A 23,835-nucleotide genomic window follows, 5' to 3' on the forward strand; every position below is an offset into this window, starting at 1 on the left:
CTCTACCGAGAGTTTCAGCCGAACTGCCCGAGGCCGGTCTGCTGCTGACCGCTTTTCACCTCGTCCCACGAGAGGCCGATGGCGTCGAGGACGCGACCGAGCGGGTTCTCCAGCGTCTTCTCCAGCATCGTCTCCCAGTCGACCTCGAACTCGTCGGGCACCTGGTCGGCGTACTCGAAGCAGATGACGTCCGGGTTGCGCTTGAACTCGCCGTACAGCGGGTCGGTCCGGGCGTCGAAGCCGCGCTCCCCCTCCATCTGGCGGAAGAACGCCGGGTGCACTTTCTTCAGGTAGAGTCGCTTCGGCTTCGACCCGCGCTGGAAGTTCGTCCCTAACAGCAGGTTGGCGTACTTCGCGCCGCGGACCTGCGCGCCGGCGGTGTCGTAGCTCTCGAGGCGCTTGCCGATACCGCCGGGGATGCCGATCTGGTCGAGATCGGCGTTCTGGTTCTGGAACTCGCGAATCTGGTCGTGGACGTACTCCTTGATCTCTGGCGCGTCCTCGCCGGTGACGATCATCTCGATGACCTGTTTCTGGACCCGTTTCGTGATGGGCGCGATGTCCGAGCGTTTGTACTCGAAGCCGGTGATGTCGATGTCGTCGACGTCTTTGCCCTCTTTCCAAACGATGTGGCCGGCGTAGCGCTTCTTGCGGCCCGCCTGGAAGAATCGGCGGTAGAGCTTCTCGAACTCGATCTGGAAGCGGTGCTCGTCCGCATCTAATTCTTCGCGCGCGAAGTCGTCGTAGCGGGCGTTGATGTGCTCTTCTATCTCGAACGACTGCTCGATGGCCTCCGTTTTCGAGACATCGGGGCCGAGCGCGAGCATGACGGAGTCGGTGTCGCCGTAGGCGACCTCGTAGTCGATTTCGTTCGCGGCGGTCTGCGTGAAGTCGATGACCTCCCGACCCGTCGCGGTGATGGCCGCGGCGTTCTCCTTGTCGTAGAGTCGGAACCGGTCCCAGCCCGACACCCCGTACAGCGAGTTCATGATGACTTTCACCGCCGCCTGCTGGCGGTCGTACTGCTCGTACGCGGAGGAACCGGGGTTGTGCTCGTTCCGGAGCGTCTTCTTCTCCTCGCGTTCGGTCAGCAGGTCGTCGATCATCTCGCGCATCATCCCGTCGGGTTCGCGGCGGAAGCGCGTCCCGTTGGGCGCGCGGTACGTCTCGCCCTCGTAGTCGGGGCCGACCTTCGTCTCCGGCGAGGCGTTGATGGTCACCATGCACATCGGGTACAGCGACTTCAGGTCGAGCACCGTGACGTTCTCCTTGACGCCCGTGATGGGGTCGAACACCGCGCCGCCCTCGAACTCCTCGGCCTCCTGTTGGCCCTTCGTCGGGAGGACGAACTCGCCGTGGGCCTTGTGGAGCACGTAGACGTCCACCGCGTCGCCCGCGGTGGGGGCGTCTTCGAGCAGACAGCCGACGAACGTCCGCACCTCGTCCCAGAAGGGGATGACCTCCTGTTTCCGGTCGATTTCGACGCAGAGCTCCACGTCGCGGACGTTGTATTCGAGCAGTCGCGTCGGGTCTTCTTCCCACAGGTCGCCGATGCTGCCGGCGTAGCGCTCCTTCCCCACGTCGAGTTCGAGTTCGCCGACGGCGTCCAGGCGGTAGGACTCCAGTTCGCTGAACTGCGTCTTCTTGTAGGCGTACAACAGGTCGAAGACGACGCGACCTTTGACGTTGGGACCGCCCCAGCCGCTGCGCCACACTTCGTTCACGCGCGAGAGGCGCTCGATGCGGAGATCGTAGTCGGTGAACGCGTCGAGTTTCTCCAGTCGGTCGAGGAAGTACGGCGCGTCGAAGTCCTCGAAGTTCCAGCCGGTGAGCACGTCGGGGTCGGTCTCCTCGATGTAGGAGACGAAGGCGTCGAGCATCGCCTCCTCCTCGTCGAACGTGCGCACGTCGATGTCGGTCCTCTCGTCGTACGGCGCGTAGTCGGCGAGCGCGTCCGGAGTTTGGCCGTCGCCGTCGGGCGCTTCGTACAGCCACGCGACGTACTCGTCGCGGTAGCTGTCGTGGCTCGTCAGACAGATGATGGGCTCTTCGCCGTCTTCGGGGAAGCCGTTGCGGTCGTCGACCTCGATGTCGAACGTGTTGACGCGGAGGTCGGCGTCGACGTCGGCGGCGACGACCTCACCGTGGGCGACCTGGAGAACGTTGTCGTCGAGACGGCGGTCGGGAACCCGGATGCCGCCGTTGATGTCCTTGTCGATGAGAAAGCGGTTCGGAAAGAGGATGTCGGCCTCGAAATGGTCGAACTCGTCGCGCATCTGCCCCACGTCTCGGGGCGTCCGGCCGACGATTTTCGTCAGTTCCTCGCCGCGGATGCTCTCGTAGCCGGCTTCGGTTCGGAGGATACTGTCCCGAGCGAGCAGTTCGTCGGTGAGCGTCTCCGTCGGCGCGTAGAAGTACGGTTCGAAGCCGAGCACGCGGACGTGCATCGGGTCGTTGTCCGGCGTCCGTCCGAACACGTGGACGACTGGGTACTCGTCGCGGCCCTGCCCCTCGACGGTGTAGTTCACCTGCGACACCATCAGTTCGAGCGTTCCGTCGGCGTCGGGGTATCTGAGTTCGTGTCTGTCGACGATCTCGTTCACCCGCTGGCTCACGTCGCCAGCGACGGCGGCCGCTTCCGTCGTCGGTCGGCCGTCGTCGCCGTCGTCCGCCGCGTCGCTGTCCCCACCCCCGGCCCCGTAGTCGGAGAGCCCTGCCTGAGTCATGGCGACTGCTTGGTCACACCCGGGTAAAAAGCTCGGCTTTTCGCCGAGAGCGCCGTCTGCGGCGACACCGGACCGACTGCCGCAATTCCGGTCACGACGGAAAAGGCTTTACCGTGTTATATCATACCATGGGTGTGACGATGTCCGACCGGAGAGACGACCAGTGGTGGGACAGCGCAGATACTACGCAGCAGTCGCTGCAAGCGCCCGACGGCGTCGATAACGTCGAGACGTATCGGGTAGACGACGGCGTCGTCTTCTACGACGCACAGAACCCCCTCGCGTGGATGCAGACGACGCGAGCCGTCACGCTGCGAGAGCAGGCATAGCCCGACCGAACTTCGAACCCCGAACCCTTATTCTCGACGCCCGCTTCGACCGTTCTGTGCCCTTCGACCTGCGGTCCGACGATTCGGACGAGACGGACGAGTCCGACCCCGAAGACCGCTGGGGCGATCCCGAGAAGGAACTGAACCGCTGGGGTGACCCCGAGGAGAAGTGGAAGCGGTGGGGCGACCCCGAACGGGACCTTCCGAACGTCCCCGAGGCACCGAAACCCGCCACGCCCGAGGGCGAAGCCGACTCCGAACTCGCCACGACGTTCTGGGTGAGCGTCGTCCTCGTCAACGTGGGCGTCGGCGCGCTCTCACTCGGCGCGATGTTCGCCTACTTCCGCGGGCAGTGGCGACTCGGCGGGGGCCTCGTCGTCGTCGGCCTGTTCCTGCTCCTCCGAACGTACCAGCGGTACAAACAGTTCCGCGAGGAGCGGGCGGCGAACGACGACGTCCCCTCGGTGGAGACCGACGAGGGCGACAGGGGTGACGAAGACGACGAAAACGACGGAGGCGACGAGGACGACGAAGACGACGAGAGCGCGGAACTCTCCCCCGAGACGTCCGAGAACCCCGACTCGTAGGCGTCGCATCCGCCGCCCACGGCGGTTCCCGGTCCACTGTGCCGCGGACGAAATCGCTAATCCGCTCGACGTTGACAGTCCACTCATGCAGACCGTCCGCGACGAGGATGGACGACGGTATCTTCTGTTAAAACGGTCGAGCGAATCGAGCCGCGTCCGCGACCCCGAGACCGGCGAGGAGCGGCACCTCTCCAACGACACGTTCGAGGTCGTCGACGAGGAGTCGCCGCTGGTCGACGCCGCGTCGAGCGTCCCCGAGTCGGTTCGCCGCGTGCTCTCGGCCACACACGACGACCGCTCGCTCGGACTGCTCGTCGAACTCGTCGACCGCGGACCGCTGTCGGTGCTCGAACTACTGGATTCGTACGACTTCTGCGAGAGCGACCTCCTCGGTCTGCTCACCGAGTTCCGCGCCGCTGGTCTCGTCGACGAAGCCGAGAGCTACGGCGAACGCGGATACGACGCTACAGAACTGGCCCGCGAGGGCGTCACACGGATTCGAGACGACTGAACGCGACTCAGTCGTCGGCGACCGATTCGACGGCCGAGAGCCCGGCCGTCTCCTCGTGGCGAACCGTCGAGCGGTTGCTCGTCGGGTTCTTCTCGACGGTCACGAGGTCGTCGGCCGCGCCGACGAGTTCGTCGTCGTGGCTGACGATGATTATCTGCCGGACGCCGAAGCCGCGCATCTCCTCGACCAAGTCGACCAGACGGCCGACGTGCCCCGAGTCGAGGAAGACGGTCGGTTCGTCGAGGATGAGCGGCGGCGTCGGAGCCGCCCCCTCGATACCCTCGGCCAAGAGGCGGTAGATGGCGCACCGAAGCGAGAGGTTGAACAGCGCGCGCTCACCGCCGGATAGCTGCTCGGGGTCGAGCGCCCGACCGTCTTTCTGGTAGACGGTGAGTTCGTACTCGCCGTCGAGGCGGATTCGGGCGTAGGCGTCGTTGGCGTAGACGAGGTCGAACGTCTCGTTGAGCATCCGTTCGAGCGTCTCCACGTTGCGCTGGCGGAGTTCCGCGCGCAGGTCGCCGTACATCGCCTCCAGCTCCTCGGTCTCCTCGTGGAGCGATTCGAGCGCCTCGACGCGTTCGGCGACGTGGCCGCGCTTCTCCCGCAGCTCTTCGAGGCGCTCGATATCGGTCTTTGCGCCGCCGATGTCGTTGTCGAGTTTCGTTCGCTTTTCGGCCAGCGACGCCAGTTCGTTGTCGACCTGTTCGAGGTACTGTTCGGCGTTCGACCTCCGCTCTTTGGCCTGTTGAATCTGGGACTCGTCGACGCCGTCGCGGAGTTCGCGGCGGCGACGCTGCTTCTCCGTCAAACGCTCTCGCCGCTCGTCGTTGAGTTCGTCGAGGTCCGACCGCCGCTCGGAGAGACGGTCGAGTCTCGCTTCGGCGTCCGCGATCTCGCCGCGGAGCGACTGGACGCGTTCGAGGCGCTCTTCGCTCGCCTTCACGCCCTCTCGTTCCGTCTCCAGTTCCGCGATGTTCTCGCGAGTCTCCTCGGCGCGCGACGCCGTCTGCTCGGCGGCCTCTCGGAGTTCTTCGGCTTTCTCCCCGTGTTCTTCCGCCGCGCTTCGCGCCGTCTCCGCCTGCTCGACTTTCTCGGCGAGCGTGTTCTCGCGTTGGTCGATGAGGCTCGTGACGCTGTCGCGGCGCTCGCGCAGCCGCCCGAGTTCGTTCTCGGCTTCGACGAGCTTCTCCGCGCCGTCGATGTCGCCGTCGAGCGACGCGATCTCCGCTTCGAGCGCCTCGCGTTCGGCGTCGAGTTCTTCGACGCGAGCGCGGTCCTCGTCGAGGGTATCGACGTGCGGCGAGTCGTCGACGGGCTGCCCGCACTCGGGGCATTTCCCCTCGTCCAACAGCCGGCGTGCCTCCTCGACGCGCTGACGGGTCGACCGGAGCTTCGTCCGAACCGTCTCGAGGTCGTCGCGGAGCGACGACTTCTCCTCACGAAGGTCGGCGAGGTGCGCCGAGGCGTCGCCGCGGTCGACGGGCGCCTCCTCGAACGTCGCTTCGAGGTCGTCTATCTGTGTGTCGATCTCGCCGAGCGCCTCCCGGCGGTCGTCGAGTTCGGATTCGCCCGTCTCGTGCTCTGCCTCCAGTTCCTCGGCGCGCGTCCGCTTCTGTTCGGCACGCGATTCGAGGTCCGTCGCTTTCTCCGCGAGGTTCGACGACTGGTTCTCGAACCCCTGGGCGTTCTCGCGCAGTTCCTGTATCGACTCGGTGAGTTCCTCGTTGCGCGTCGAGAGCGCGGTCAGTCGCGCGGAGATGGCGTCGTCGTCAACGGCGTCCAACTCGCTCTCGGCGACTGCGTCGGTGACCGTCGATGTCAGTTCGTCGGCCCGCTCTCGCACCTCCCGCGCGTTCTCGCGGAGCGTCTCTCGTTTCTCCTCCGTCTCGGCGATGTCGGATTTCAGCGACTCGATGTCGTCGGCGAGTTCTGCGAGTTCGGCCCGTTTTTCCTCGTAGTCGTCGAGCGTCTCGACGGCTTCGTCCCGGCTCTTCTTTGCCTTCTCGCGCTGGGTCTCGTACCGTTCGATGGCCGCCTTGAGTTCGCCCAGTTCCGTCTGCAGCGCGTTCAGTCGGTCGTAGGGGTTCGTCTCCTCTTTCTCTTCGACCTGCGACGAGAGTTCGCGGAGACCACCGCGTTTGTCGCCGAGGACGTCCTCGACGCCGAGACGCGCGCTCCGCGCCCGTTCGCGGTACTCCTCCAGTTTTCCCAACTGGAGCAGGTCGTCTATCATGTCCTGGCGCTCGCCCGGCGACGCGTTGATGAGTTTGTTCACCTCGCCCTGGCGGACGTATGCGCAGTTGACGAACGCGTCCGCGTCCATCCGCAGCAGGTTGACGACGAACTTCCGCACATCGCGTGCGCCGTCGACGCTGCCGTCGGGGACCGCCGAGCCTTCGAGAACGCACTTTGCCGTCGTCGCCCGGTCGCCCGAGAGACGAATCCGGCGTTCGACGTGGTAGCTCTCACCCGCGTGCGTGAACCACAGTTCGACTTCGGACTCCTCTTCGCCGTTCGTCACCACGTCTTCGAGCGTTTGGGTGCTGTCGAGCGCTTTCGACCCGTAGAGCGCGAAGAAACACGCCTCCAAGAGCGAGGACTTCCCGCTGCCGTTGAGGCCGTGGATGACAGTCACGCCCTCGTCGAGTTCGAGGTCGGTGTCGGCGTACGGTTTGAAGTTTTTCAGCCGGATGCGGTCGAATCTCACGAGTAGTCCTCCATGGAGAGTTGGCCGTCGGTCGCCGTCTCCTCTGCGGTCACCGCTTCGGCTGCCTCGGTGGTCTCTGCGGTCTCGGCGGACTCTGCGGTCTCGGTCGACTTATCGGACTCGTCAGAGCCGTCGGACTCGGCAGACTCGGCGGATACGGCTGGGGACTCGCTCGTATCGTCGGTGGCCCCTTCGCCGTTCGCCGCCGGCTGCGACGTGTCGGTGTCGACTTCGCCGTCGCTGGTGTCGTCTCCGCCGACGTTCACGTCCGGTTCGGGGTCGGTCTCCGCTCCGCTCTCGTCGTCCTCACGAGCCTCCGCGCGCGCGAAGTTGTCGAGTCCGTCTTCGACGAGGGTCGCAACGCGCTGTTTCACCTCGTCGCGGACGTTCGAGTCGGCCGTCTTGCTCGCGCGAACCGTCTCGTCGACGTCGAGAGCGGCGGCGGAGAGTCCGAGGTCGGCGATGCGCTCGCGCACCGCGTCGTCGGGGTCGGCGAAACTCACCGAGAGGTCGGATTCGACCTCGATCTCCCGGCGGTCGGTGACGCGGGCGACGAGCGCGCCGCGTTCGGCGACGAACTCCTCGACGCTCGCGGGCGTGACCGGTTCGCCGTCGCTGGTCACTTCGACGACGACGACGGCGTCTTCGAGGTCGTGTTGGCGGATCTGCTCGCGGACCCGCGCTTCGCCCTCTCCTTCGCTTAGTTCGACGGAGACGAAGACGAACGGCCGCGTATCGAGCGCTCGCTGGCGGATGTCCACCTCGCCGTCGAACTCGACGATATTGTAGCCGCGACCCTCGCGTTCGCTCGTACTCGCGCGCTCGGTCGACCCGCAGTACGTGACCGGGGTCTCCCGAACCTCGGCGGTGCCGGCCTCGTGGTTGTCGCCGAGCAGCACGACGTCGAAGTCGACGTTCGACCCGTCGAGCACGGACTCAGTCTCCCAGTCGGCGTGGGCGAAGGGGGTAAAGAGGCCGTGGCTGACGAGCGCCGAATGGGTGGCGTCGTGCGGTTCGAACTGATAGTCGAGCTCGTCACGTCTCGATTTGGGGACGTGGTCCAGACCGTAGAAGGCCGTCTCGCCGACGACGTGCGGGTCGGGACCCAGGCGCGTCGCCAGACCGAGTCGCTCGAAGAGGTCGAGCCACTGCCCGCCCCGGGTCGACTCGTGGTTGCCGACGACCGCCAGAAACGGGATGTCAGCGTCCTGGAGGGTCCGAAGCGCCGAAAGCGTTCCGAGGAGGTCCTGCAGTTCGGGGCGGCGGTCGTGAAACAGGTCGCCGGCGTGGACGACGGCGTCCACGTCGTCGTCGACGGCGTCCGCGAGCACCTGCTCGAACGCCGTCAGAAAGTCCCGTCGTCGCGCCGGCGAGTGGTACTGTTGATACCCGATGTGGGTGTCGCCGGTGTGTATCACCCGAGTCATCTGTCCGCCCGTTGGCCGTCCCCTCCTAAATGCGTACCGACGCGCCGCGTCACAACGTCTCCGCTCGACTCGGTGCAGGTGTCGACGTCCGACCGCGGCGGCGAGACCGTCTCGGGGTCAACCTCGACGCCGGCCGCACGACGATAGCGTTCGACGATTCCCAGCGCCCTCTCTCCCTCGCGGCGGACTGTCGGCTCCTCCGCGCGCGAGAAGACGCCGACGGCGTCGCGCAGACGTTCGACTCCTCCGTCGGCGAAAAACGCCGCCGCTGATTCCACGTCGCCCAACGCCTCGACGGCCTCTCGGATCGTCTCACGTGCGGTGGTTACTGTCGCTCCTTCTTGGCCGTCGCCGCGTCGATCTCCGGTCGCGAGCGTGCGGAGCGCGCGCCTGACCGCTCTCGGTGATGCCACGCGGCGCAGTGGCTCCGTCTTCGGTGATAAAGGTTCACGGGAGATACAGAGATCACGAGAGATGCAGTGAGCGCGACGGCCGTGGACCGTCGGTGTGTTCAGCCGCCGGTGTGTTCTGATCAGACCGTCAGCGTGTACAGTCGTTTCCGTGCGTCCGAGAACGAAAAGCGGGAGTCGACGACGTCCTGTTCTTCGAGTCGCGTCAGCGCGTAGCGAACCGTCCGCGGCGGCAGCAGCGTCTCTTCGGCGAGCTGGCTCTGGGTCATCGTCTCGTTGTAGTCGAGGACTTTCGCAACGAGTTTCGCGCTCGGGGGCAGGTCACGGATCGATTCCCACCGGTCGGTCGAATCGGTGGCGGCTACCTCGGTGCAACTCATGGATATCTGTGTCTGTGGCATACAGCCAGATAATATTTGCTATGTGTGGATATTACTGTCAGAAATTTGCTTCGGCGAGTCGACCCGCGACCCGAAGCCTCTTATGAACTTGCGACCTAATCCGTCCGATGACCGATACTGTGGATGACGTCGACTTACCCTACGAAGAGGAGACGGCGTCACAGCAGGAGAAAATCGAGGCGTTGGAAGAACGCCTCGAGGTCCTCGAAGCTCAAAACGAGGAGATGCGGGACAAACTCCTCGACGCAAACGCCGAGAACAACAAGTACCAGCAGAAGCTGGAGCGACTGACCCACGAGAACAAGAAGCTCAAACAGTCGCCGCTGTTCGTCGCCACCGTCCAGGAGATAAACGAAGACGGCGTCGTCATCAAACAGCACGGCAACAACCAAGAGGCCCTCACCGAAGTGACCGACGAGATGCGGGACGACTTAGAACCCGACGCCCGCGTCGCCGTCAACAACTCTCTCTCCATTGTCAAGAAGCTCGAAAAGGAGACCGACGTGCGCGCACGCGTCATGCAGGTCGAACACAGCCCCGATGTCACCTACGAGGACATCGGCGGACTCGAAGAGCAGATGAACGAGGTGCGCGAGACGGTCGAGATGCCGCTTGACCGCCCGGAGATGTTCTCCGAGGTCGGCATCGATCCGCCGTCTGGCGTCCTCCTCTACGGCCCGCCGGGCACCGGCAAGACGATGCTCGCCAAGGCCGTCGCCAACCAGACCGACGCCACCTTCATCAAGATGGCCGGCTCCGAACTCGTCCACAAGTTCATCGGCGAGGGCGCGAAACTCGTCCGCGACCTCTTCGAGGTGGCCCGCGAGAACGAGCCCGCCGTCCTCTTCATCGACGAGATCGACGCCATCGCCTCCAAGCGGACCGATTCGAAGACCTCCGGCGACGCCGAGGTCCAGCGGACGATGATGCAGTTGCTCAGCGAGATGGACGGCTTCGCCGACCGCGGCGAGATCCGCATCATCGCGGCGACGAACCGCTTCGACATGCTCGACCCCGCCATCCTCCGGCCGGGTCGGTTCGACCGCCTCATCGAGGTGCCCAAGCCGAACGACGAGGGTCGTGAGATCATCTTCCAGATCCACACGCGCAACATGAACGTCTCCGACGACGTGGACTTCGCGGAGCTCGCCGAGATGGCCGACGATGCCTCCGGTGCCGACGTCAAAGCCGTCTGCACCGAGGCGGGGATGTTCGCCATCCGCGACGACCGCACCGAGATATTCATGCAGGACTTCGTCGACGCCTGGGAGAAGATTCAAGCCGAAGACGCCGACATCGACGCCGACGCGTCGCGCGCGTTCGCCTAGAGCGGACCGCCCGCGCGTATCACTTGTTAGACCCGACCCGCCATCGAGAGACGCTTCTCTCGCGTTCGACTCGCGGCGCTACAGCTCGGTCTTCGGAAGAACGCGCGTCCGCACTCGTACCGAGCGAACGCGTCGCCCGCTACGGGGAGACGAACACGCCGAACACGGCCAGCGGGACGAGAAACAGGAGAACGAACATTACCAGGAGAATCACGCCGTAGCCCGCGCCGACGCCCGCGACGGTCAGCCACGATGGATGGTCGAATCGGTCGAGATCGAGGCTCATACCCTGTTTTCGGACCGACGGCGACATAAGTGTGACCGTCGGGCGGCTGTGGCTGTCCCGAATCGTCGCGGTCCACTCTGGAGGACGCGACGACTCCGGACTGCCGCGGACCCCGCCTCGTCGGGAGGCTCCGCGCCGAACCACAGTACTCAATTCCGCCCGCTCGCAGGGGAGGATATGGGAGAGCCACTACCGTCGCGCGAGGAGCAGGCGTTGGAAGTCCTCGACCGGCTGTACGAGGAGTATCCGGACACGACTATCTCGCTGAACTTCTCGAACCGCCTCGAACTGCTCATCGCCGTGATGCTGTCGGCGCAGTGCACCGACGAGCGGGTGAACAAGGTAACCGCCGACCTCTTCGAGACGTACCGCACGCCCGAGGAGTACGCGAACGTGCCGCAGGAGGAGATGGCCGAGGCGATTTCCTCTATCACTTACTACAACAACAAGGCGAAGTACATCCGGTCTGCGGCCGCCGACATCGTCGAGAAACACGACGGCGCGGTGCCGGACACGATGACGGAACTGACCGACCTCGCGGGTGTCGGCCGGAAGACAGCGAACGTCGTCCTCCAGCACGGTCACGACGTCGTCGAGGGGATCGTCGTCGACACTCACGTCCAGCGCATCAGTCGCCGGCTCGGCCTCACCGAGGAGGAGTACCCGGAGCGAATCGAGGAGGACCTGATGTCCGTCGTCCCCGAGGAGGACTGGCAGCAGTACACCCACCTGTTCATCAGCCACGGCCGGGCGGTCTGCACGGCGCGCAACCCCACGTGTTCGGACTGCGCGCTCGAAGAGATCTGTCCCTCCTCGAAACTCGATCACGATGTCGACCTCGCCAGCGGCGACCCCTGGTGAACGAGGACGCGGGGCCCGAACGATCGTCTCCGCGACGTATCAGAATCTGTGACGGCCAACACCACTATTTGACTGTCGGTCGTACGGGGAGACATGGCCAAAGACGAACACGGCATCGACCTCGAGGAGGACACCGAACTCGACGTTCAGAGCGACGACGCCGACGACGAGGAAGAAGCCGAGGCGGAGGCCGAACAGCAGGAGGCTGAGGAGGCAGCCGAAGAGGCCGAACGGAAGCAGGACGTAGAGCAGAAGTCGACCGACCGCGAGACCGACGCCCAAGAGCAGGAGAACATCGACAACCACCGCGACGAAGAGCCGTTCAACAGCTAACTCGGTCGGCTTCTCGGTCGACGCCGCCGTCGTTTTTCTTTCGCCGCGCGAGTCAGAGATACATCGTCACGTAGCGAATCACGCCGATGACGTACGCGCCGATCCAGAACAGCACGTAGCCGAGGACGCCGAGTCGGAGCCGGCCGCGCCACGCACCCATGTTCTCGTGGAGGTCGTTCAGGTCGATCTCCCGGTCGGGGTTGTGATAGAGGTCGGCGTTGCGCTTGGCCTGAAAGATGCGGACGATACCCGTGAGCGCGAAGATCAGCATCGCGTACGCCTGCAGGCCGAGGATGGCGTGCAGCGCCGACAGGCCGCCGAGTTGGTCGAGCAGGCGCGGAACCATCCAGACGACGACCGGAATCGTGTTCAGCGCGAGGCCGGTGACGATGAACTTCAGATGGTAGACGAGCACGTCCCACGTCACCGTCTCGGTGTCAATCATGATCCAGGCACCGTAGAGATAGAACGGGAAACTCGCGGTCACCATCAGCGCGGCGAGCGTCGCGATGGCGGTCTCGCTTACCATTAGTCCGCCTAGACCCGGTGTCGCCCTAAATGACCCGACTTTCGTCCGCAGTGACCGGCGGAGGTGAAGCGACGGGCCGACGTGGCGACAGCGAGCGATGGCCCTCACCTAGTGTCGGAAAGCTAAAACCGCTGTATCGACTACTGTGAGTGATGTCCGACCCGTCATCCGCGTCGGCAGACAGTCCCGACGAGCCGAGCGACCGACGGTCCGACGCCGACGAGTTGGACGCGCTTCGCCGCGAAGTCGAGTCGAAGTACGACTTCGACAACTTCGGCCCAAGGGAGATGGCGGAGATGTCGCTCGAAGAGTGGGAGGTCGCCTTCGACAGCGACTCGTGGATAACCGGTCCGGAACTGCTCGACAGAGTCGAGAAGGAGCTTCGCTCGCGCGTCGCCAGCCGCGAGGTGTTCGCCGTCGTCGAACGCGTCCGCGAAGACGGCGAAGACCGAGTCGTCGCCTACTCCGACGAGGGGTTCGCCGTCGTGTACGACGACGGGAGCGTCGAGGGCCGCGGCACGGTTCTCAGAGACGTGAAACCCACCGTCGCGCTCTGCTCGATGGACGACTACGAGGTCGAGGAGCCGCCGCTGGACGCCTCGCTGCCGAAACCCGAGGACGTCCCCGAAGGGACGGGCCAACTCGGCAACAACATGTTGCAGGTCGTCGCGGGCGTCCAGATTCTCGCCGCGGTCGGCCTCCTCATCCTCTGGTCGCCGTTGACGCCGCTCATCCCGTTCGCGTCGGCCGGCCAGATGAACTTCGCGCCGCCGGCCGTGGCGTTCTTCTTCCTGCTCGTCGGCCTATTCCTCTTCATGACCGTCGCCAACGCGCGGCTCTCGGACCGATTCCGCGCCGAGGAGTACCGAAACCGGTTGCGGGCGCTCGACCCCGAGCAGGTCGACCGGCCGGAGTTTCTCCCCGGCGGCAACGAGTCGACGCGGCCGGCAGTCGACGCCGGCGAGAACGCCGAGAAACGGCCCGCCGACCGACCCGAGCGCGAGTAGAGATACCGCCGCGTATCGCGGTACGACGGCCAGTCGGAGGCTTTAAGCGCGTCCCTTCCTGACTCCCACATGTATGAAAAGGCGGGACTTTCTGAGAGCGGCCGGTGGCTCGGCTGCCGCCGCAGCCGCCGCATCCGGCACCGCCGCCGCCGCGGAGGAAGGAGGCGGGGGAGGCGGACAGCAACCCGACTTCGGCAGTTGGCTCTCCGGCGTCGAGGGTGGCTATCAGGACATGCGAGGACAGAGCGAAGTGACCGTACAGGTCGGTGCAGACGGCAACGGCGGGGCGTACGCCTTCCAGCCCGCCGGTATCTGGGTCGACTCGGGTACGAAGGTCATCTGGGAGTGGACCGGCGAAGGTGGCGGTCACAACGTCGCCCACCAAGGCGGACCCGGTGACTACACCTCCGAGACGTCGAGCGAGGCGGGCTTCACGTTCGAGTACACCTTCGAGGAGGGCGGCATCAGCGAGTATCACTGCGAACCACACGCCGGCCTCGGGATGAAAGGAGCCGTCGCCGTCGGCGGCGACGTTCCGACCACCGCAGCGGGCGGCGGCGAGAAGGACCTCCACGAACTCGGCGTACCGGTGCAGGCGCACTGGGTGGGGTCGGCGACCATCCTCGGCATCCTCGTCACCATCATCTACTCGTTCTACATCCTGAAGTACGGCGAGTCCGCAAACACCGGGAGGGGTCGATAGATGTCCTCCTCCGGGAGTACCTACGGCGACATCCACCGATACGAACCGGCGCGCGAGAGCACCGCCGCGGCCATCGCCATCGTCCTCCTGACGATTATCGAGGTGTTGTTCGTGTTCCTGTTCACGTACGGGCTCGTCTCCGGGTGGGGTTTGACTGACATCGGGAACATGTTCCTCGGCGGCGTGCTCACCGTCATTTTCGTCGACCTGGCGTTCATCCTCGCACTGTACCGCAAGGAGTTCTTGCCCGACGTGATGATCGTAAAGAAGCGCCGTCGCAAGTGGGAGGATCTCTACGTCCGCGAAGAACAGGCAGACGGTGAAACCATCGGAACCGGCGCGTGGGACACCCTCAAACGCGCGGTCTACCCCTACTACAAGAGGTAACGAATGAGCTTAGAACGAAAAGACGACTACGACCACGACGCGTGGCTGAAGGAGAAGGACCTCTCGCCCGTCGAGACGACGTTCCTCACCGCGCTCATCTGGATGGACAAGCGACTCCGCATCGTGGACTATCTGGAGATTCTGGAGACGCTCTACTACAGAGTGAACCTCCAGATGCCGAAGAGTCACACCGAACAGTACAACCTCGACAACAAGTTCTGGTACTGGTACCCGCTGTACACGCTGGGACTGTTCTCGACGCTCGCGTACATCGTCGCCGCGGTGAGCGGGGCCTTACTGGGCTTTTACTACTCGCCGGCGACCACGGGCGACCCGACGACGGCGTACGGTCAGATCGAGTTTATCATGACCGAACTCCAGTTCGGGTTCTTCCTCCGCAGCCTCCACCGCTGGGCGGCACAGGTGATGGTCGCGGCGGTGTTCCTGCACATGCTCCGCGTCTACTTCACCGGCGCGTACAAGGAACCGCGCGAACTCAACTGGATACTCGGTATCATCCTCATCAGCCTGACGATGGGGTTCGGGTACACCGGCTACCTGCTCCCGTGGGACCAGCTCGCCTTCTGGGCGGGTCAGATCGGCGTCGAGATGGCGCTGTCGGTCCCGCTGATCGGCGAGTGGGCCGCCCAGCTGGTGTTCGGCGGCTTCACGCTGAGCCAATCGACGCTGCAACGCATGTACATCCTCCACGTGTTCCTGCTCCCGTTCGTGGTGACGACGCTCATCGCCATCCACATCGGCATCGTCTGGGTGCAGGGCATCGCGGAACCGCACTAATCGAGGTAACACAATGACAGACAACGACAACACGACCGCGGAAACGGACGGCGGCACGGGCATCGTCGCCCCCGACGACGAGACGCCGACGTGGAGCGAGCGCAAGGCTCGCAAAACCGGCCTCTCTCGGCTCACCTACGAGTATTTCGAGCGCTCGCGCCGCGAAGACCAAGACCTTCGGACGGAGTCCGACTACGTCGAACGCGACGTGCTCGGCTTCCCCACTTGGCCGCACGAGACGGTGCGTAACCTCTCTATCGCCAGTTTCTTCGTCGGAATGATCTTCTTCCTCTCGGCGACGCTCCCGCCGCACATCGGGTCGCCCGCGAACCCGAGTTCGACGCCGGCGATCATCCTGCCCGACTGGTATCTGTACTGGTCGTTCGGCCTGCTGAAACTCAGCCCGGTCAACCCCGAACTGTCCATCCTCGGCGGACAGAAGCTGATGGCCGACCGGACGTACGGCGTGCTGGCGAACGTCGTCGTCGTCGGGTTCATCGCCATCGTTCCGTTCCTCAACAAGGGGAGCGCCCGTCGCCCCGTCGAACAGCCGTTCTGGGCGGCCGTCGGCGTCGGCGGCGTCGTCTTCGCGTTCACCATCAGCGTGCTCGCGGTTCAGAACCTGGTACCGATGAACATCGACCTGCTGTTCGACCTGACGTTCCTGCTGCCCATCGTCGCAGGTACCATCACCTACGCGGTGCTCAAGACGATGCGCGAGGGGTACATGTACGACCTCAACCGTCGGTACTACCGGCTTCGGCCGCCGCGCTAGCGGCGTTCGCCGTCCATCCTTCTATGAGTTCAGATACGAACAGTGATACCGCCGACGAGCGTGCGACCGCAAGCAGCGACGTAACCGCCGACAGCGACGTAACCGCCGACAGCGACGCGGCCGCCGGCGAGAGGACGGGCGGAGACGACGCACGCGCGTCCGGGTCGGGTCGACGAGACGTCGTCGTTCCGATGCGACTGTACAAGACGATAACGGTGTTCTCGACGCTCATCGCCGTCGTCTCCGTCGTTATCGGCTTCGTGCTCATCGACGCGGCGACCATCCAGTTCAGTTTTCTCAGACAGGCTATCACCGGCGCGCTGGGGGCGGTCGGTCTCAGCGTCGCGCCGGGGATTCTCGGCGCGGTGCTCGCGTTCGTCGGAATCACCGTCATCGGCATCGGCGCGGGCGTGTACGTTCTCGGAACCCGGTTCCGCGCCCGCGGAATGGGAAACTCTCAAGAGGACTCCAACGAACTCTCGGATAATGGCTGACGAGTTCATGAAGGGGTTGACCATCGCCACCGCCGGCGGACTCGGTTGGATGGTGCTGGCGGGCTGGTACCGCACGAGCAGTTTCGAGAGCGCCGCGCAGTTGGTCGAACCCGTGACCGTCGAGGGACCCGACCTGTTCAACGGCATCGCCATCGCGCTGATGGACGTGCTGCTCTGGTTTGCGATCCTCGGCGCGTTCACGTTCTGGGTGCTCATCCCGCTCGGCCGCGAACTCCGCGCGTCCTACAGCGAGCGCCGCTCGCAGTAGTCGCCTCGCCCCGAGCCCCGCGGGCCGCTGTCTCTGTTTTCTCGCCGCCGTCGACGAGCCGTTCGCTTACGCGGTGCGTTCGCCGCCGACATTCGATAGAGTGCGAGAGCCGTCGGGTCGGAGTCGCTGACGCGCGCAGACGGGATGCGGTGCGTCGAATCGCCGTTCACGGCGACTGCGGGGCTGTCACCGGTCGCGCGTCGGAGCTACCGCGAAGAGACGGCGAAGAGCGCGGCGACCGCAACGACGAGACGATCGCGGTCGTCTCGACGCCGTTTCCGTCGAATCGTCTCACTGGTCGCTCGGAGCACGGCCTATTGGGGATGTGAGCGGTATCGAGGGCTGCAGCAGCCGACTCAGACGATCTGCGTCCAGATGTCGGCGACGAGGAAGAAGAGACTCTGGAACGCCGCGTACAGGAGCACGAGCACCGACGCCGCGAGACCGCCCTTCGGCCGCTCGACGGGCATTCCGTTGCGCGCTTCGACCTGCCGGGCCTCGAACTCGAAGAAGTCCGTGAGGAACATCCCGACGACGAGCACCGACATCACCATCCCGCCGTGCGGTTCGACGATGAGAAAGAGGAACGACGCGACGACGAGCGCGACGCTCGTCAGCGAGTGCGGCGTGTACCGGGTAATCTCCTCGTCGTCACGGGCTTGGCGGGCGTGCGCGCGGTGGCCGAGGAAGCGCGTCGCCATGTTTGCCAGCACGAGCACTAGGATGACGGCGGGCAGCGCCGGGGCGATTGCCTCGAGGCCGTCGAGCGGCACGATGAACTGCAGCGGTTGCATACCCGAATATCGGAAGGTGACTCATTAGAGTTTTTCCAATCCCGCGCGCCGTCTCACCGGGTCGGCGCGGCGACCGGGTCGGACGCCGGAACGGCTCACTCCGACGCGGGCGGGCGAAGCAGCGTCACTTCGGCGGTGGGTTCGACGCGGACGGGCACGTGCGGGTCGACGGCCGTCGTCCGCTCGCCGTCGACGACGAGCGAGACGGCCCCCTCGTCGCGCTCGACCGACAGCGACACGTCGCCGTCGACGACCCAGGTGTCCCAGCGCGTCGAAAACGGCGAAACGGGGACGACGCCGACGCCCGTGCCGGGGGTGACTATCGGCCCGCCCGCCGCGTGCGCGTAGCCGGAGCTTCCGAGCGGCGTCGCGACGACGACGCCGTCGGCCCGAAACGCGTCGAGGGCGTCGTCGCCGGTTCGGACGGCGTACTCGGAGATGCGCGCCGGTTCGTTCGTGACGAGCATCGCGTCGAAGACGGCGTCGGCCACGGGTTCGTCGCCGACGGCGACCGACAGCAGCGGGTGGTCGACGGTCGGGTGGTCGACGGTCCGGCGGTCGTCCTCGGCGAGCGCGGCGAACGCGTCGTCGAGTGCCGACGGCGACACCGAGTGTCGCCCGCCGATGCCGACGGGGAGAATCAGACCGTTCGGGCGCTCGCGGACGGCGTCGACGACGGCGCGTTCGCCGACGGCGACGACGAACGACGCCTCCTCGGGGTCGGTGAGCGCGAACTCGGCGGCGCGAAGCGCGCGCTCGACTCGGCCGTCGTCGTCGCCGCGAAGCGAAACCGCCATCTCCGCGTCGTCGCGCGCTCCACTCATTGCCCGATTGTTACTCGCCGGCCGCTAAAAGTCTGCGCGGTTCGGTGACGGATCGACGCGCCGTCGTCGCGGCGGAACCCCGCGTCGGCCCCGACGAACCGGGATGGCGGCGAGCGCCGCAGCGGCGGGCGGGTGTCCCGCTCAGTACGGCCAGTCGCCGGTTATCTTCATCCCCGGCGCGTAGTCTTCGGCTTCGATGCGCTCGGCTATCTCTTCGGGCGCTTTGTGCGCAATCTCGGTTTCCTCGTCGGCGAGATCGACGGCGAGTTCCGCCAGCAGCACTGCCTGCTCGCGGAACGTCCGCGCTTCGAGCTTGTCGAGCGTGTCGGCGTAGGTGTGGCCCCACCCGCGGCCGCGGCCTTGCGTCTCGCTGCCGACCATGTAACCCGGGACGCCCCACTGGACGAACGGCCAGTGGTCCGAGTGCGGCAACTGCTCGGGAACGACGCTCACGGGGTGGCCGAACCGGTCGCCGACGCCCTCGGCGGCGGTCTCGAGCTCGTCGAAGTCGTGGGTGTGGAACCGCAGCGTCCGCCCGTTGGCGACGCCGTCGAAGTTCACGATGGCCTTTATCGACTCGAAGTCGGCCTGCTCGGCTTTGTGTGCCGAGCCGACGAGACCGACCTCCTCAGCGCCGAAGGCGACGAACCGGATTCGGGTGTCGAGTTCATCTTCCCGGTCGGCGAGGATGCGCGCGAGTTCGACGACCATGGCGGTTCCCGTCCCGTTGTCGGCGGCCCCCTCGGCGATGTCGTGGGCGTCGAGGTGGCTCGTGACGAGTATCTCGTCTCCCGATTGGGGGCCGACGAGGGCGTGGACGTTACCGCTCGTCGCGTCGGGGGTGTCGCAGTCGACCGAGACGGAGACGGTGTCGCCCTCGAACCGGCGGGCGAGGCGCGCGCCGACCTCGGCGCTCACGCCGACGGCCGGGATGTCGCCGATGGGCGCGTCGGGGGTGCCGACGCTGCCGGTCGGCGGGAGACAGCCTTCGACGTGGTTTCTGAAGACGAACGCGGCCGCGCCCGCCTCGACGGCGTAGTAGTACTTCTCGCGGCGGTGGATGAAGCGGTCGTAGTGGTCGGGCACCGTCGAGGAGACCATCACGACCTTGCCGTCGAGGTTGGCGTCGAACTCCTCGGGGAGGCCGTAGCCGAGGTCGACGAGGTCGCCCGTCGCGGCGTCGGCGGGGCTTCGCGGCAGCGCGATGCAGTCTTGGGTAGTGTCGCCCGCTTCGATTGCGCTGTCGCCGCGGACCCAACCTTGAATCTCGAACTCGTCGATGCGGGCGTCGCGCGCGCCGACGTCGCTCAGTGCGTCCCGCGTTCGCTCCATCGCCTCGCGTTCGCCCGCCGTTCCAGCCATCCGATTGCCGATGTCGACGAGCGTTTCGAGGTGGTCCCACCCGGTGTCGCTCGTGAACGTTTCGCCGATCCAGTCAGTCTCTTCCATGGTTTCGGCTGACGCGGAGTCGCGGTAACCGTTGGGGTCCCCGCGGTCGCTCTCCGGTTCGTTCTGTCGGCTCCGTGTTCACTACTTTCGTACGCAAAACCGCGAGCAAACGACGGATTCGGCAGGTCTTTACCGGAACATAATGTATGTTCGTGCATGACTTCCGTACGCGTCGCCGGTGTCGGTCTCACGCAGTTCGGCCGCCACCCCGACCGGACCGGACGGGACCTGTTCGCGGAGGCCGCACTCGCCGCCCGAGCGGACGCGGGCGTTCCCCGTCAGGACATCGAAGCCCTCCACTACGGGAACTTCATGGGGGCGCTCGCAGAGCACCAAGCCCACCAGGGCCCGCTCGTCGCCGAGGCGGCAGGGCTCTCCTGTCCGGCGACCCGCTACGAGCAGGCGTGTGCCTCGGCGGGCGTCGCCGCTCGGCAGGCGATAAAAGACGTCCGCAACGGCGAGAACGACGTCGTCCTCGTCGGCGGGATGGAACGGATGACGAACCTGGAGACGGCCGAAGTCACGGAGTCGCTGGCTATCGCGGCCGACGAACTGTACGAGGTTCGCGCGGGCATCACCTTCCCCGGCGCGTACGGGCTGATGGCGCAGGCGTACTTCTCGCAGTTCGGCGGCGACCGCGAGGATCTCGCGCACATCGCCGCGAAAAATCACCGGAACGCCGTCAACAACGAGTTCGCCCAGTACCAGCGCGAGGTGTCGGTCGAGGAGGCGCTCGATAGCCCGCCCGTCGCCGAACCGCTGCATCTGTTCGACGCCTGTCCCATCACCGACGGCGCGAGCGCGCTCGTCCTCGTCAGCGACGAGTACGCCGAGGAACACGACATCGACGCGCCCGTCGAGATCACCGGCACCGGACAGGGGGGCGACAAGATGGCGCTGCAGGACCGCGACCACCTCGCGCAGACTCCCGCGGCGACGAAGGCCGCCGAGGAGGCGTACGCCGACTCGGGACGTACCCCCGACGACATCGACGTCGCCGAGGTCCACGACTGCTTCACCATCGCCGAGGTGCTCGCGCTCGAATCGCTCGGCTTCTACGAACCCGGCGAGGCCATCGGCGCGGCCCGCCGCGGCGAGACCACCCGAGACGGCGACAGACCCATCAACCTCTCCGGTGGGTTGAAGGCGAAAGGCCACCCCGTCGGCGCGACGGGCGGCAGCCAGCTCGTCGAGATGACGCGACTGCTCCGCGGCGACCACCCGAACAGCGACGTCGTCGCCGACGCCGAAATCGGTCTGACGCACAACGCGGGCGGCACCGTCGCCAGCGCCGTCGTCCACGTACTGGAGGTGGTGAACTGATGGCCGACACGGGATACGACGACTGGATAGAGACCGTCGAAGCGGGCGAGGGGTACTACCTCGAATGCCCGAAGGGGCACGGGTCGTTGCCGCCGCGGCGCACCTGCCCGCACTGCGGCGCGTTCGAGCTGGAAGAAGAACCGCTCCCCGAGTCGGGGAACGTAGAGACGTTCAGCGTCATTCACGTCGCCACACCGTCGTTCGACGGCGACACGCCGTACGCGACGGCCGTCGTCGACTTCGGCCCGGTGCGACTCACGGGCGTGGTTCGCGGCGTCGAGTTCGACGACCTCGACGTCGGGATGTCGGTCGGCGCGACCGTCGAAGAACACGAGACGACCGGCGACCCCGTCGTCGTCTTCAGACCGCGGTAGCGACGCCGGGCGCGGTCGCCAGCGCTACCGCGACCACGAGGACGACCGCTAGCAGTGACTGAACGTCTCGTCTCATCGGGAGAGAAGATTTTTAGCCTACAAGTAACTGCGGCTAGCGCTCTCCAGAACGGGCAGTAGAACGTCCGAGAGAGCCACACAGCGTGTCTGAAACCCAAGCAGATGCCGAGTTTCGTCGTCGAACGTCCCACTAGCCGCCCGCAGAGTGAGCACCTCAGCGGCGCAACGACAGCAGCGGAGACACGGTGAGCGACGTCCCGTGGTTACGCCGTTTCCGCGAGTTCCTCGCGGACGGTCCGGAGGAACGACTCGGGGTGTTCGACGTGCGGTAGCAGCATCGCGTCGTCGAAGACGACGAGTCGGGCGTCGGCCTCGTCGGCGAGCGCTCGGCCGTCCGACAGCGGCGTCACGTCGGCTTCGCGGCCCCAGACGAGCGTTACGGGCACGTCTAACTCGGCGAGCGTCTCGCCGAGGTCGATATCCGAGTTGAGGTAGCCGCTGACGAACGAGGCGGGCGCGAAGCGGGCGTTCTTCTGGTGGGTCGTCCGCCACTGGTAGTCGAGCCACTCGTCGGAGAGCTTCGACGCGTCGTAGTAGCCGTGGTCGGCGCTGAAGTAGCGAAGCGAGCGCCGAGCGGTGATGAGGTTGTACGCGGCCGACCCGAGAAGCGGCGCGCGGACCAGTTCCCGAAGCGCCTGTTTCGGTTCAGGCCCCGCTTTCGCCGTCGGGCAGACGAGAATCAACTGCGAGACGGGCGTGTCGCGGGCCGCCGCGGCGGCGTACGCGGCCGAAAGCGACGACGCCAGCACCGCGGGTTCGTCGAACTCGCCGAGAAAGTCGGTGACGAAGTCCTCGTACAGCGCCGCCGAGTAGCGAAGCGGCGGACGGTCCGACCGACCGAATCCGGGTAGGTCGGGGGCGACGACGTGGTACTCCGACGCGAGTTCGGAGAAGAGTTCGCGGAACTCGCCGCTGGACGCGGCGGCGTTGATGCCGTGCAGGAGGACGAGGTCCGGGTCGTCGGGGTCGCCCGCCTCGGTGTAGGCGACGTTCGTCCCGCGCCAGCGATACGTGCGCTGCTCGCCGATGAGCCCCGGTTCGAGTTCACCCGCGGCCTGCGTGAGCATCCGGTTCGCGGCCGCGACTGCACCGATACCGAGGACGGCACCGCCGATGGCTCGTCGGAGTGTCATACCGACTCGACGGGGGCGAGAGACTTGATAGCTACGCCCATCTGCGCGAAGCTCAGTCGACGACGGTCACGTCGAACGTCGAGCGCCAGCGGTAGCGCCGACCGCCCCACCGGAACGTCGGCACGACGAGCGCGTAGCAAAAGGCCAGTGAAACGAGCAGCGCCGACGGGTACGCCAACAGCCACGTCGAGCGGTCGACGCCGAAGAACCGGTACGCGAGGTACGTCGCCGCAGTCAGCGTCGCGGCGGCGACAATCGGCGCGACCAGGCAGAACAGCGCGACGAGCGAGACGGACGCGAACGCGACGACACCGCCGACGGGGTTCGGGACGGTGACGATCTTGACGAACCGGACCAGCCGGTCGTGGACCGTCCGCGGGTCGCCTTCGACCGGCACGAGCGTCAGCTCCGAACGGAGCGTCGTCAGTTCGTCGCCGAGGTACTCCCACAGCAGGCCGTCGTCGCTGACGGTCCGGCGCAGATCCGAGACGTACGCGTCGAGGTCCAGTTGGTCGCGCCGGAAGGTGACGCCGCCGCCCCACGGGGCGTTCGCCACCCACACCGCGAGCGTGACGGCGAACACGAGAAACGGTTCGACCGCCCGCCAGTAGCCGTCGCCGACGAACACCGGGAGCGCCGACACCGCGCCGTGCTCCTCGCCGAGCGCCTTCATCCGGTTCAGCCACTCGTCGTCGCGCGGCACGTCGTCGTCGGTGAGGACGAGTCGCTCTTGGTCCGCCCGTTCGAGCGCGTACGCCAGCGCGTTGGCCTTCGCCGAGCAGCCGACCGGGTCGCCCGCGACGAGGATACGGACGCCGTCGGGAGCGTCGTGACTCGCCACCGGGTCGGTCGGCCGGTCGCAGACGACGAACAGTTCGTCGTCGGGACCGAGTTGGGCGGCGAGCGACTCGCAGGAGTCGGTCCACGTCGTCGTCGGGAGGATGACACTCGCCATTACCCGAACCTGCATCGGAGAGGACCAAAAAGTCGAGC

The 23,835-nt window shown here is 66.0% G+C and carries 28 protein-coding genes; 16 read left to right on the forward strand and 12 right to left on the reverse strand.

Features of this window, described 5'->3' with window-relative positions:
* Window positions 1–14: 14 nt before the first annotated feature.
* Complete coding sequence (locus LAQ73_RS03095; protein ID WP_224269786.1) at window positions 15–2,726, reverse strand: DNA-directed DNA polymerase; 2,712 nt, start codon at window positions 2,724–2,726, stop codon at window positions 15–17.
* 140 nt (window positions 2,727–2,866) lie between these two features.
* Here LAQ73_RS03095 and LAQ73_RS03100 point away from each other — a divergent pair, with 140 nt between their 5' ends.
* The 3 genes from LAQ73_RS03100 (at window position 2,867) to LAQ73_RS03110 (ending at window position 4,153) form a co-directional block, all read left to right on the forward strand.
* Complete coding sequence (locus LAQ73_RS03100; RefSeq protein ID WP_224269787.1) at window positions 2,867–3,055, forward strand: DUF7331 family protein; 189 nt, start codon at window positions 2,867–2,869, stop codon at window positions 3,053–3,055.
* Between the two features lie 56 nt (window positions 3,056–3,111).
* Window positions 3,112–3,642 carry a DUF7322 domain-containing protein gene (locus LAQ73_RS03105; RefSeq protein WP_224269788.1) on the forward strand — a complete coding sequence of 177 codons (531 nt, stop codon included), beginning with the start codon at window positions 3,112–3,114 and terminating at the stop codon, window positions 3,640–3,642.
* 85 nt (window positions 3,643–3,727) lie between these two features.
* A complete protein-coding gene (locus LAQ73_RS03110; RefSeq protein WP_224269789.1) occupies window positions 3,728–4,153 on the forward strand; it encodes a DUF7346 family protein in 426 nt (141 codons plus the stop codon).
* Window positions 4,154–4,160: 7 nt separating this feature from the next.
* On the opposite strand, the gene rad50 is transcribed toward LAQ73_RS03110, so the two are convergent.
* The 4 genes from rad50 to LAQ73_RS03130 all read right to left on the reverse strand — a co-directional run bounded on the left by rad50 (window position 4,161) and on the right by LAQ73_RS03130 (window position 9,077).
* Complete coding sequence (gene rad50 / locus LAQ73_RS03115) at window positions 4,161–6,860, reverse strand: DNA double-strand break repair ATPase Rad50 (RefSeq protein WP_224269790.1); 2,700 nt, start codon at window positions 6,858–6,860, stop codon at window positions 4,161–4,163.
* Window positions 6,857–8,287, reverse strand: coding sequence for a DNA double-strand break repair protein Mre11 (gene mre11 / locus LAQ73_RS03120; protein ID WP_224269791.1), 1,431 nt, complete (start codon window positions 8,285–8,287; stop codon window positions 6,857–6,859). Before mre11 ends, rad50 begins: the two co-directional genes overlap by 4 nt.
* Entirely contained in the window at window positions 8,284–8,700 is a 417-nt protein-coding gene (locus LAQ73_RS03125) for a DUF7966 family protein (RefSeq protein WP_224269792.1), read from the reverse strand. The genes mre11 and LAQ73_RS03125 overlap by 4 nt, the downstream gene beginning before the upstream one ends.
* 119 nt (window positions 8,701–8,819) lie before the next feature.
* Window positions 8,820–9,077, reverse strand: coding sequence for a MarR family transcriptional regulator (locus tag LAQ73_RS03130; RefSeq protein ID WP_224269793.1), 258 nt, complete (start codon window positions 9,075–9,077; stop codon window positions 8,820–8,822).
* A 128-nt stretch (window positions 9,078–9,205) separates the two neighbouring features.
* On the opposite strand from LAQ73_RS03130, the gene pan1 reads away from it, so the two are divergent.
* The gene (gene pan1 / locus LAQ73_RS03135; RefSeq protein WP_224269794.1) at window positions 9,206–10,426 is read left to right on the forward strand and encodes a proteasome-activating nucleotidase Pan1; all 1,221 of its coding nucleotides are present in this window, start codon (window positions 9,206–9,208) and stop codon (window positions 10,424–10,426) included.
* Window positions 10,427–10,565: 139 nt separating this feature from the next.
* On the opposite strand, the gene LAQ73_RS03140 is transcribed toward pan1, so the two are convergent.
* Window positions 10,566–10,712 carry a hypothetical protein gene (locus tag LAQ73_RS03140; protein ID WP_224269795.1) on the reverse strand — a complete coding sequence of 49 codons (147 nt, stop codon included), beginning with the start codon at window positions 10,710–10,712 and terminating at the stop codon, window positions 10,566–10,568.
* A 177-nt stretch (window positions 10,713–10,889) separates the two neighbouring features.
* Between LAQ73_RS03140 and nth the strand changes: the two genes are divergently transcribed.
* The gene (gene nth / locus LAQ73_RS03145; protein WP_224269796.1) at window positions 10,890–11,573 is read left to right on the forward strand and encodes an endonuclease III; all 684 of its coding nucleotides are present in this window, start codon (window positions 10,890–10,892) and stop codon (window positions 11,571–11,573) included.
* A 93-nt stretch (window positions 11,574–11,666) separates the two neighbouring features.
* Window positions 11,667–11,906, forward strand: a complete 240-nt coding sequence (locus LAQ73_RS03150) for a hypothetical protein (RefSeq protein ID WP_224269797.1) — start codon at window positions 11,667–11,669, stop codon at window positions 11,904–11,906.
* A 52-nt stretch (window positions 11,907–11,958) separates the two neighbouring features.
* Here the strand turns inward: LAQ73_RS03150 and LAQ73_RS03155 are convergent, their stop codons facing one another.
* Entirely contained in the window at window positions 11,959–12,435 is a 477-nt protein-coding gene (locus LAQ73_RS03155; protein ID WP_224269798.1) for a DUF7321 family protein, read from the reverse strand.
* 152 nt (window positions 12,436–12,587) lie between these two features.
* On the opposite strand from LAQ73_RS03155, the gene LAQ73_RS03160 reads away from it, so the two are divergent.
* The 8 genes from LAQ73_RS03160 (at window position 12,588) to LAQ73_RS03195 (ending at window position 17,196) form a co-directional block, all read left to right on the forward strand.
* A complete protein-coding gene (locus LAQ73_RS03160) occupies window positions 12,588–13,442 on the forward strand; it encodes a DUF7319 domain-containing protein (protein WP_224269799.1) in 855 nt (284 codons plus the stop codon).
* A gap of 73 nt (window positions 13,443–13,515) precedes the next feature.
* On the forward strand, window positions 13,516–14,145 hold the full coding sequence (locus LAQ73_RS03165; protein WP_224269800.1) for a halocyanin domain-containing protein: 630 nt from the start codon (window positions 13,516–13,518) through the stop codon (window positions 14,143–14,145).
* Window positions 14,146–14,532 (forward strand): DUF7318 family protein, encoded by a 387-nt coding sequence (locus LAQ73_RS03170; RefSeq protein WP_224269801.1) that lies wholly within the window; start codon window positions 14,146–14,148, stop codon window positions 14,530–14,532.
* A 3-nt stretch (window positions 14,533–14,535) separates the two neighbouring features.
* The gene (locus tag LAQ73_RS03175; protein ID WP_224269802.1) at window positions 14,536–15,330 is read left to right on the forward strand and encodes a cytochrome b; all 795 of its coding nucleotides are present in this window, start codon (window positions 14,536–14,538) and stop codon (window positions 15,328–15,330) included.
* Between the two features lie 13 nt (window positions 15,331–15,343).
* The gene (locus tag LAQ73_RS03180; protein WP_224269803.1) at window positions 15,344–16,105 is read left to right on the forward strand and encodes a cytochrome b family protein; all 762 of its coding nucleotides are present in this window, start codon (window positions 15,344–15,346) and stop codon (window positions 16,103–16,105) included.
* A 23-nt stretch (window positions 16,106–16,128) separates the two neighbouring features.
* Window positions 16,129–16,599, forward strand: a complete 471-nt coding sequence (locus LAQ73_RS03185; protein WP_224269804.1) for a DUF7315 family membrane protein — start codon at window positions 16,129–16,131, stop codon at window positions 16,597–16,599.
* Entirely contained in the window at window positions 16,592–16,867 is a 276-nt protein-coding gene (locus LAQ73_RS03190) for a DUF7314 family protein (protein ID WP_224269805.1), read from the forward strand. The genes LAQ73_RS03185 and LAQ73_RS03190 overlap by 8 nt, the downstream gene beginning before the upstream one ends.
* A gap of 149 nt (window positions 16,868–17,016) precedes the next feature.
* Window positions 17,017–17,196, forward strand: coding sequence for a hypothetical protein (locus LAQ73_RS03195; protein WP_224269806.1), 180 nt, complete (start codon window positions 17,017–17,019; stop codon window positions 17,194–17,196).
* 27 nt (window positions 17,197–17,223) lie between these two features.
* Here LAQ73_RS03195 and LAQ73_RS03200 read toward each other — a convergent pair whose 3' ends face one another.
* From LAQ73_RS03200 to LAQ73_RS03210, 3 genes are all read right to left on the reverse strand, one after another.
* The gene (locus tag LAQ73_RS03200; RefSeq protein ID WP_224269807.1) at window positions 17,224–17,661 is read right to left on the reverse strand and encodes a DUF7313 family protein; all 438 of its coding nucleotides are present in this window, start codon (window positions 17,659–17,661) and stop codon (window positions 17,224–17,226) included.
* 95 nt (window positions 17,662–17,756) lie between these two features.
* The gene (locus LAQ73_RS03205; protein WP_224269808.1) at window positions 17,757–18,485 is read right to left on the reverse strand and encodes an NAD(+)/NADH kinase; all 729 of its coding nucleotides are present in this window, start codon (window positions 18,483–18,485) and stop codon (window positions 17,757–17,759) included.
* A 141-nt stretch (window positions 18,486–18,626) separates the two neighbouring features.
* On the reverse strand, window positions 18,627–19,934 hold the full coding sequence (locus LAQ73_RS03210) for a M28 family peptidase (protein WP_224269809.1): 1,308 nt from the start codon (window positions 19,932–19,934) through the stop codon (window positions 18,627–18,629).
* Between the two features lie 156 nt (window positions 19,935–20,090).
* Here LAQ73_RS03210 and LAQ73_RS03215 point away from each other — a divergent pair, with 156 nt between their 5' ends.
* Together LAQ73_RS03215 and LAQ73_RS03220 are read left to right on the forward strand one after the other, a co-directional pair.
* Complete coding sequence (locus tag LAQ73_RS03215; RefSeq protein ID WP_224269810.1) at window positions 20,091–21,257, forward strand: thiolase domain-containing protein; 1,167 nt, start codon at window positions 20,091–20,093, stop codon at window positions 21,255–21,257.
* Window positions 21,257–21,631 carry a Zn-ribbon domain-containing OB-fold protein gene (locus tag LAQ73_RS03220; RefSeq protein WP_224269811.1) on the forward strand — a complete coding sequence of 125 codons (375 nt, stop codon included), beginning with the start codon at window positions 21,257–21,259 and terminating at the stop codon, window positions 21,629–21,631. The genes LAQ73_RS03215 and LAQ73_RS03220 overlap by 1 nt, the downstream gene beginning before the upstream one ends.
* A gap of 281 nt (window positions 21,632–21,912) precedes the next feature.
* Here the strand turns inward: LAQ73_RS03220 and LAQ73_RS03225 are convergent, their stop codons facing one another.
* Both LAQ73_RS03225 and LAQ73_RS03230 read right to left on the reverse strand, forming a co-directional pair.
* Window positions 21,913–22,842 (reverse strand): alpha/beta fold hydrolase, encoded by a 930-nt coding sequence (locus tag LAQ73_RS03225; RefSeq protein ID WP_224269812.1) that lies wholly within the window; start codon window positions 22,840–22,842, stop codon window positions 21,913–21,915.
* Between the two features lie 52 nt (window positions 22,843–22,894).
* On the reverse strand, window positions 22,895–23,797 hold the full coding sequence (locus LAQ73_RS03230; RefSeq protein WP_224269813.1) for a glycosyltransferase family 2 protein: 903 nt from the start codon (window positions 23,795–23,797) through the stop codon (window positions 22,895–22,897).
* Window positions 23,798–23,835 lie beyond the last annotated feature (38 nt).

The organism is Haloprofundus salinisoli (assembly GCF_020097815.1).
GTDB classification, from domain to species: Archaea; Halobacteriota; Halobacteria; order Halobacteriales; family Haloferacaceae; genus Haloprofundus; species Haloprofundus salinisoli.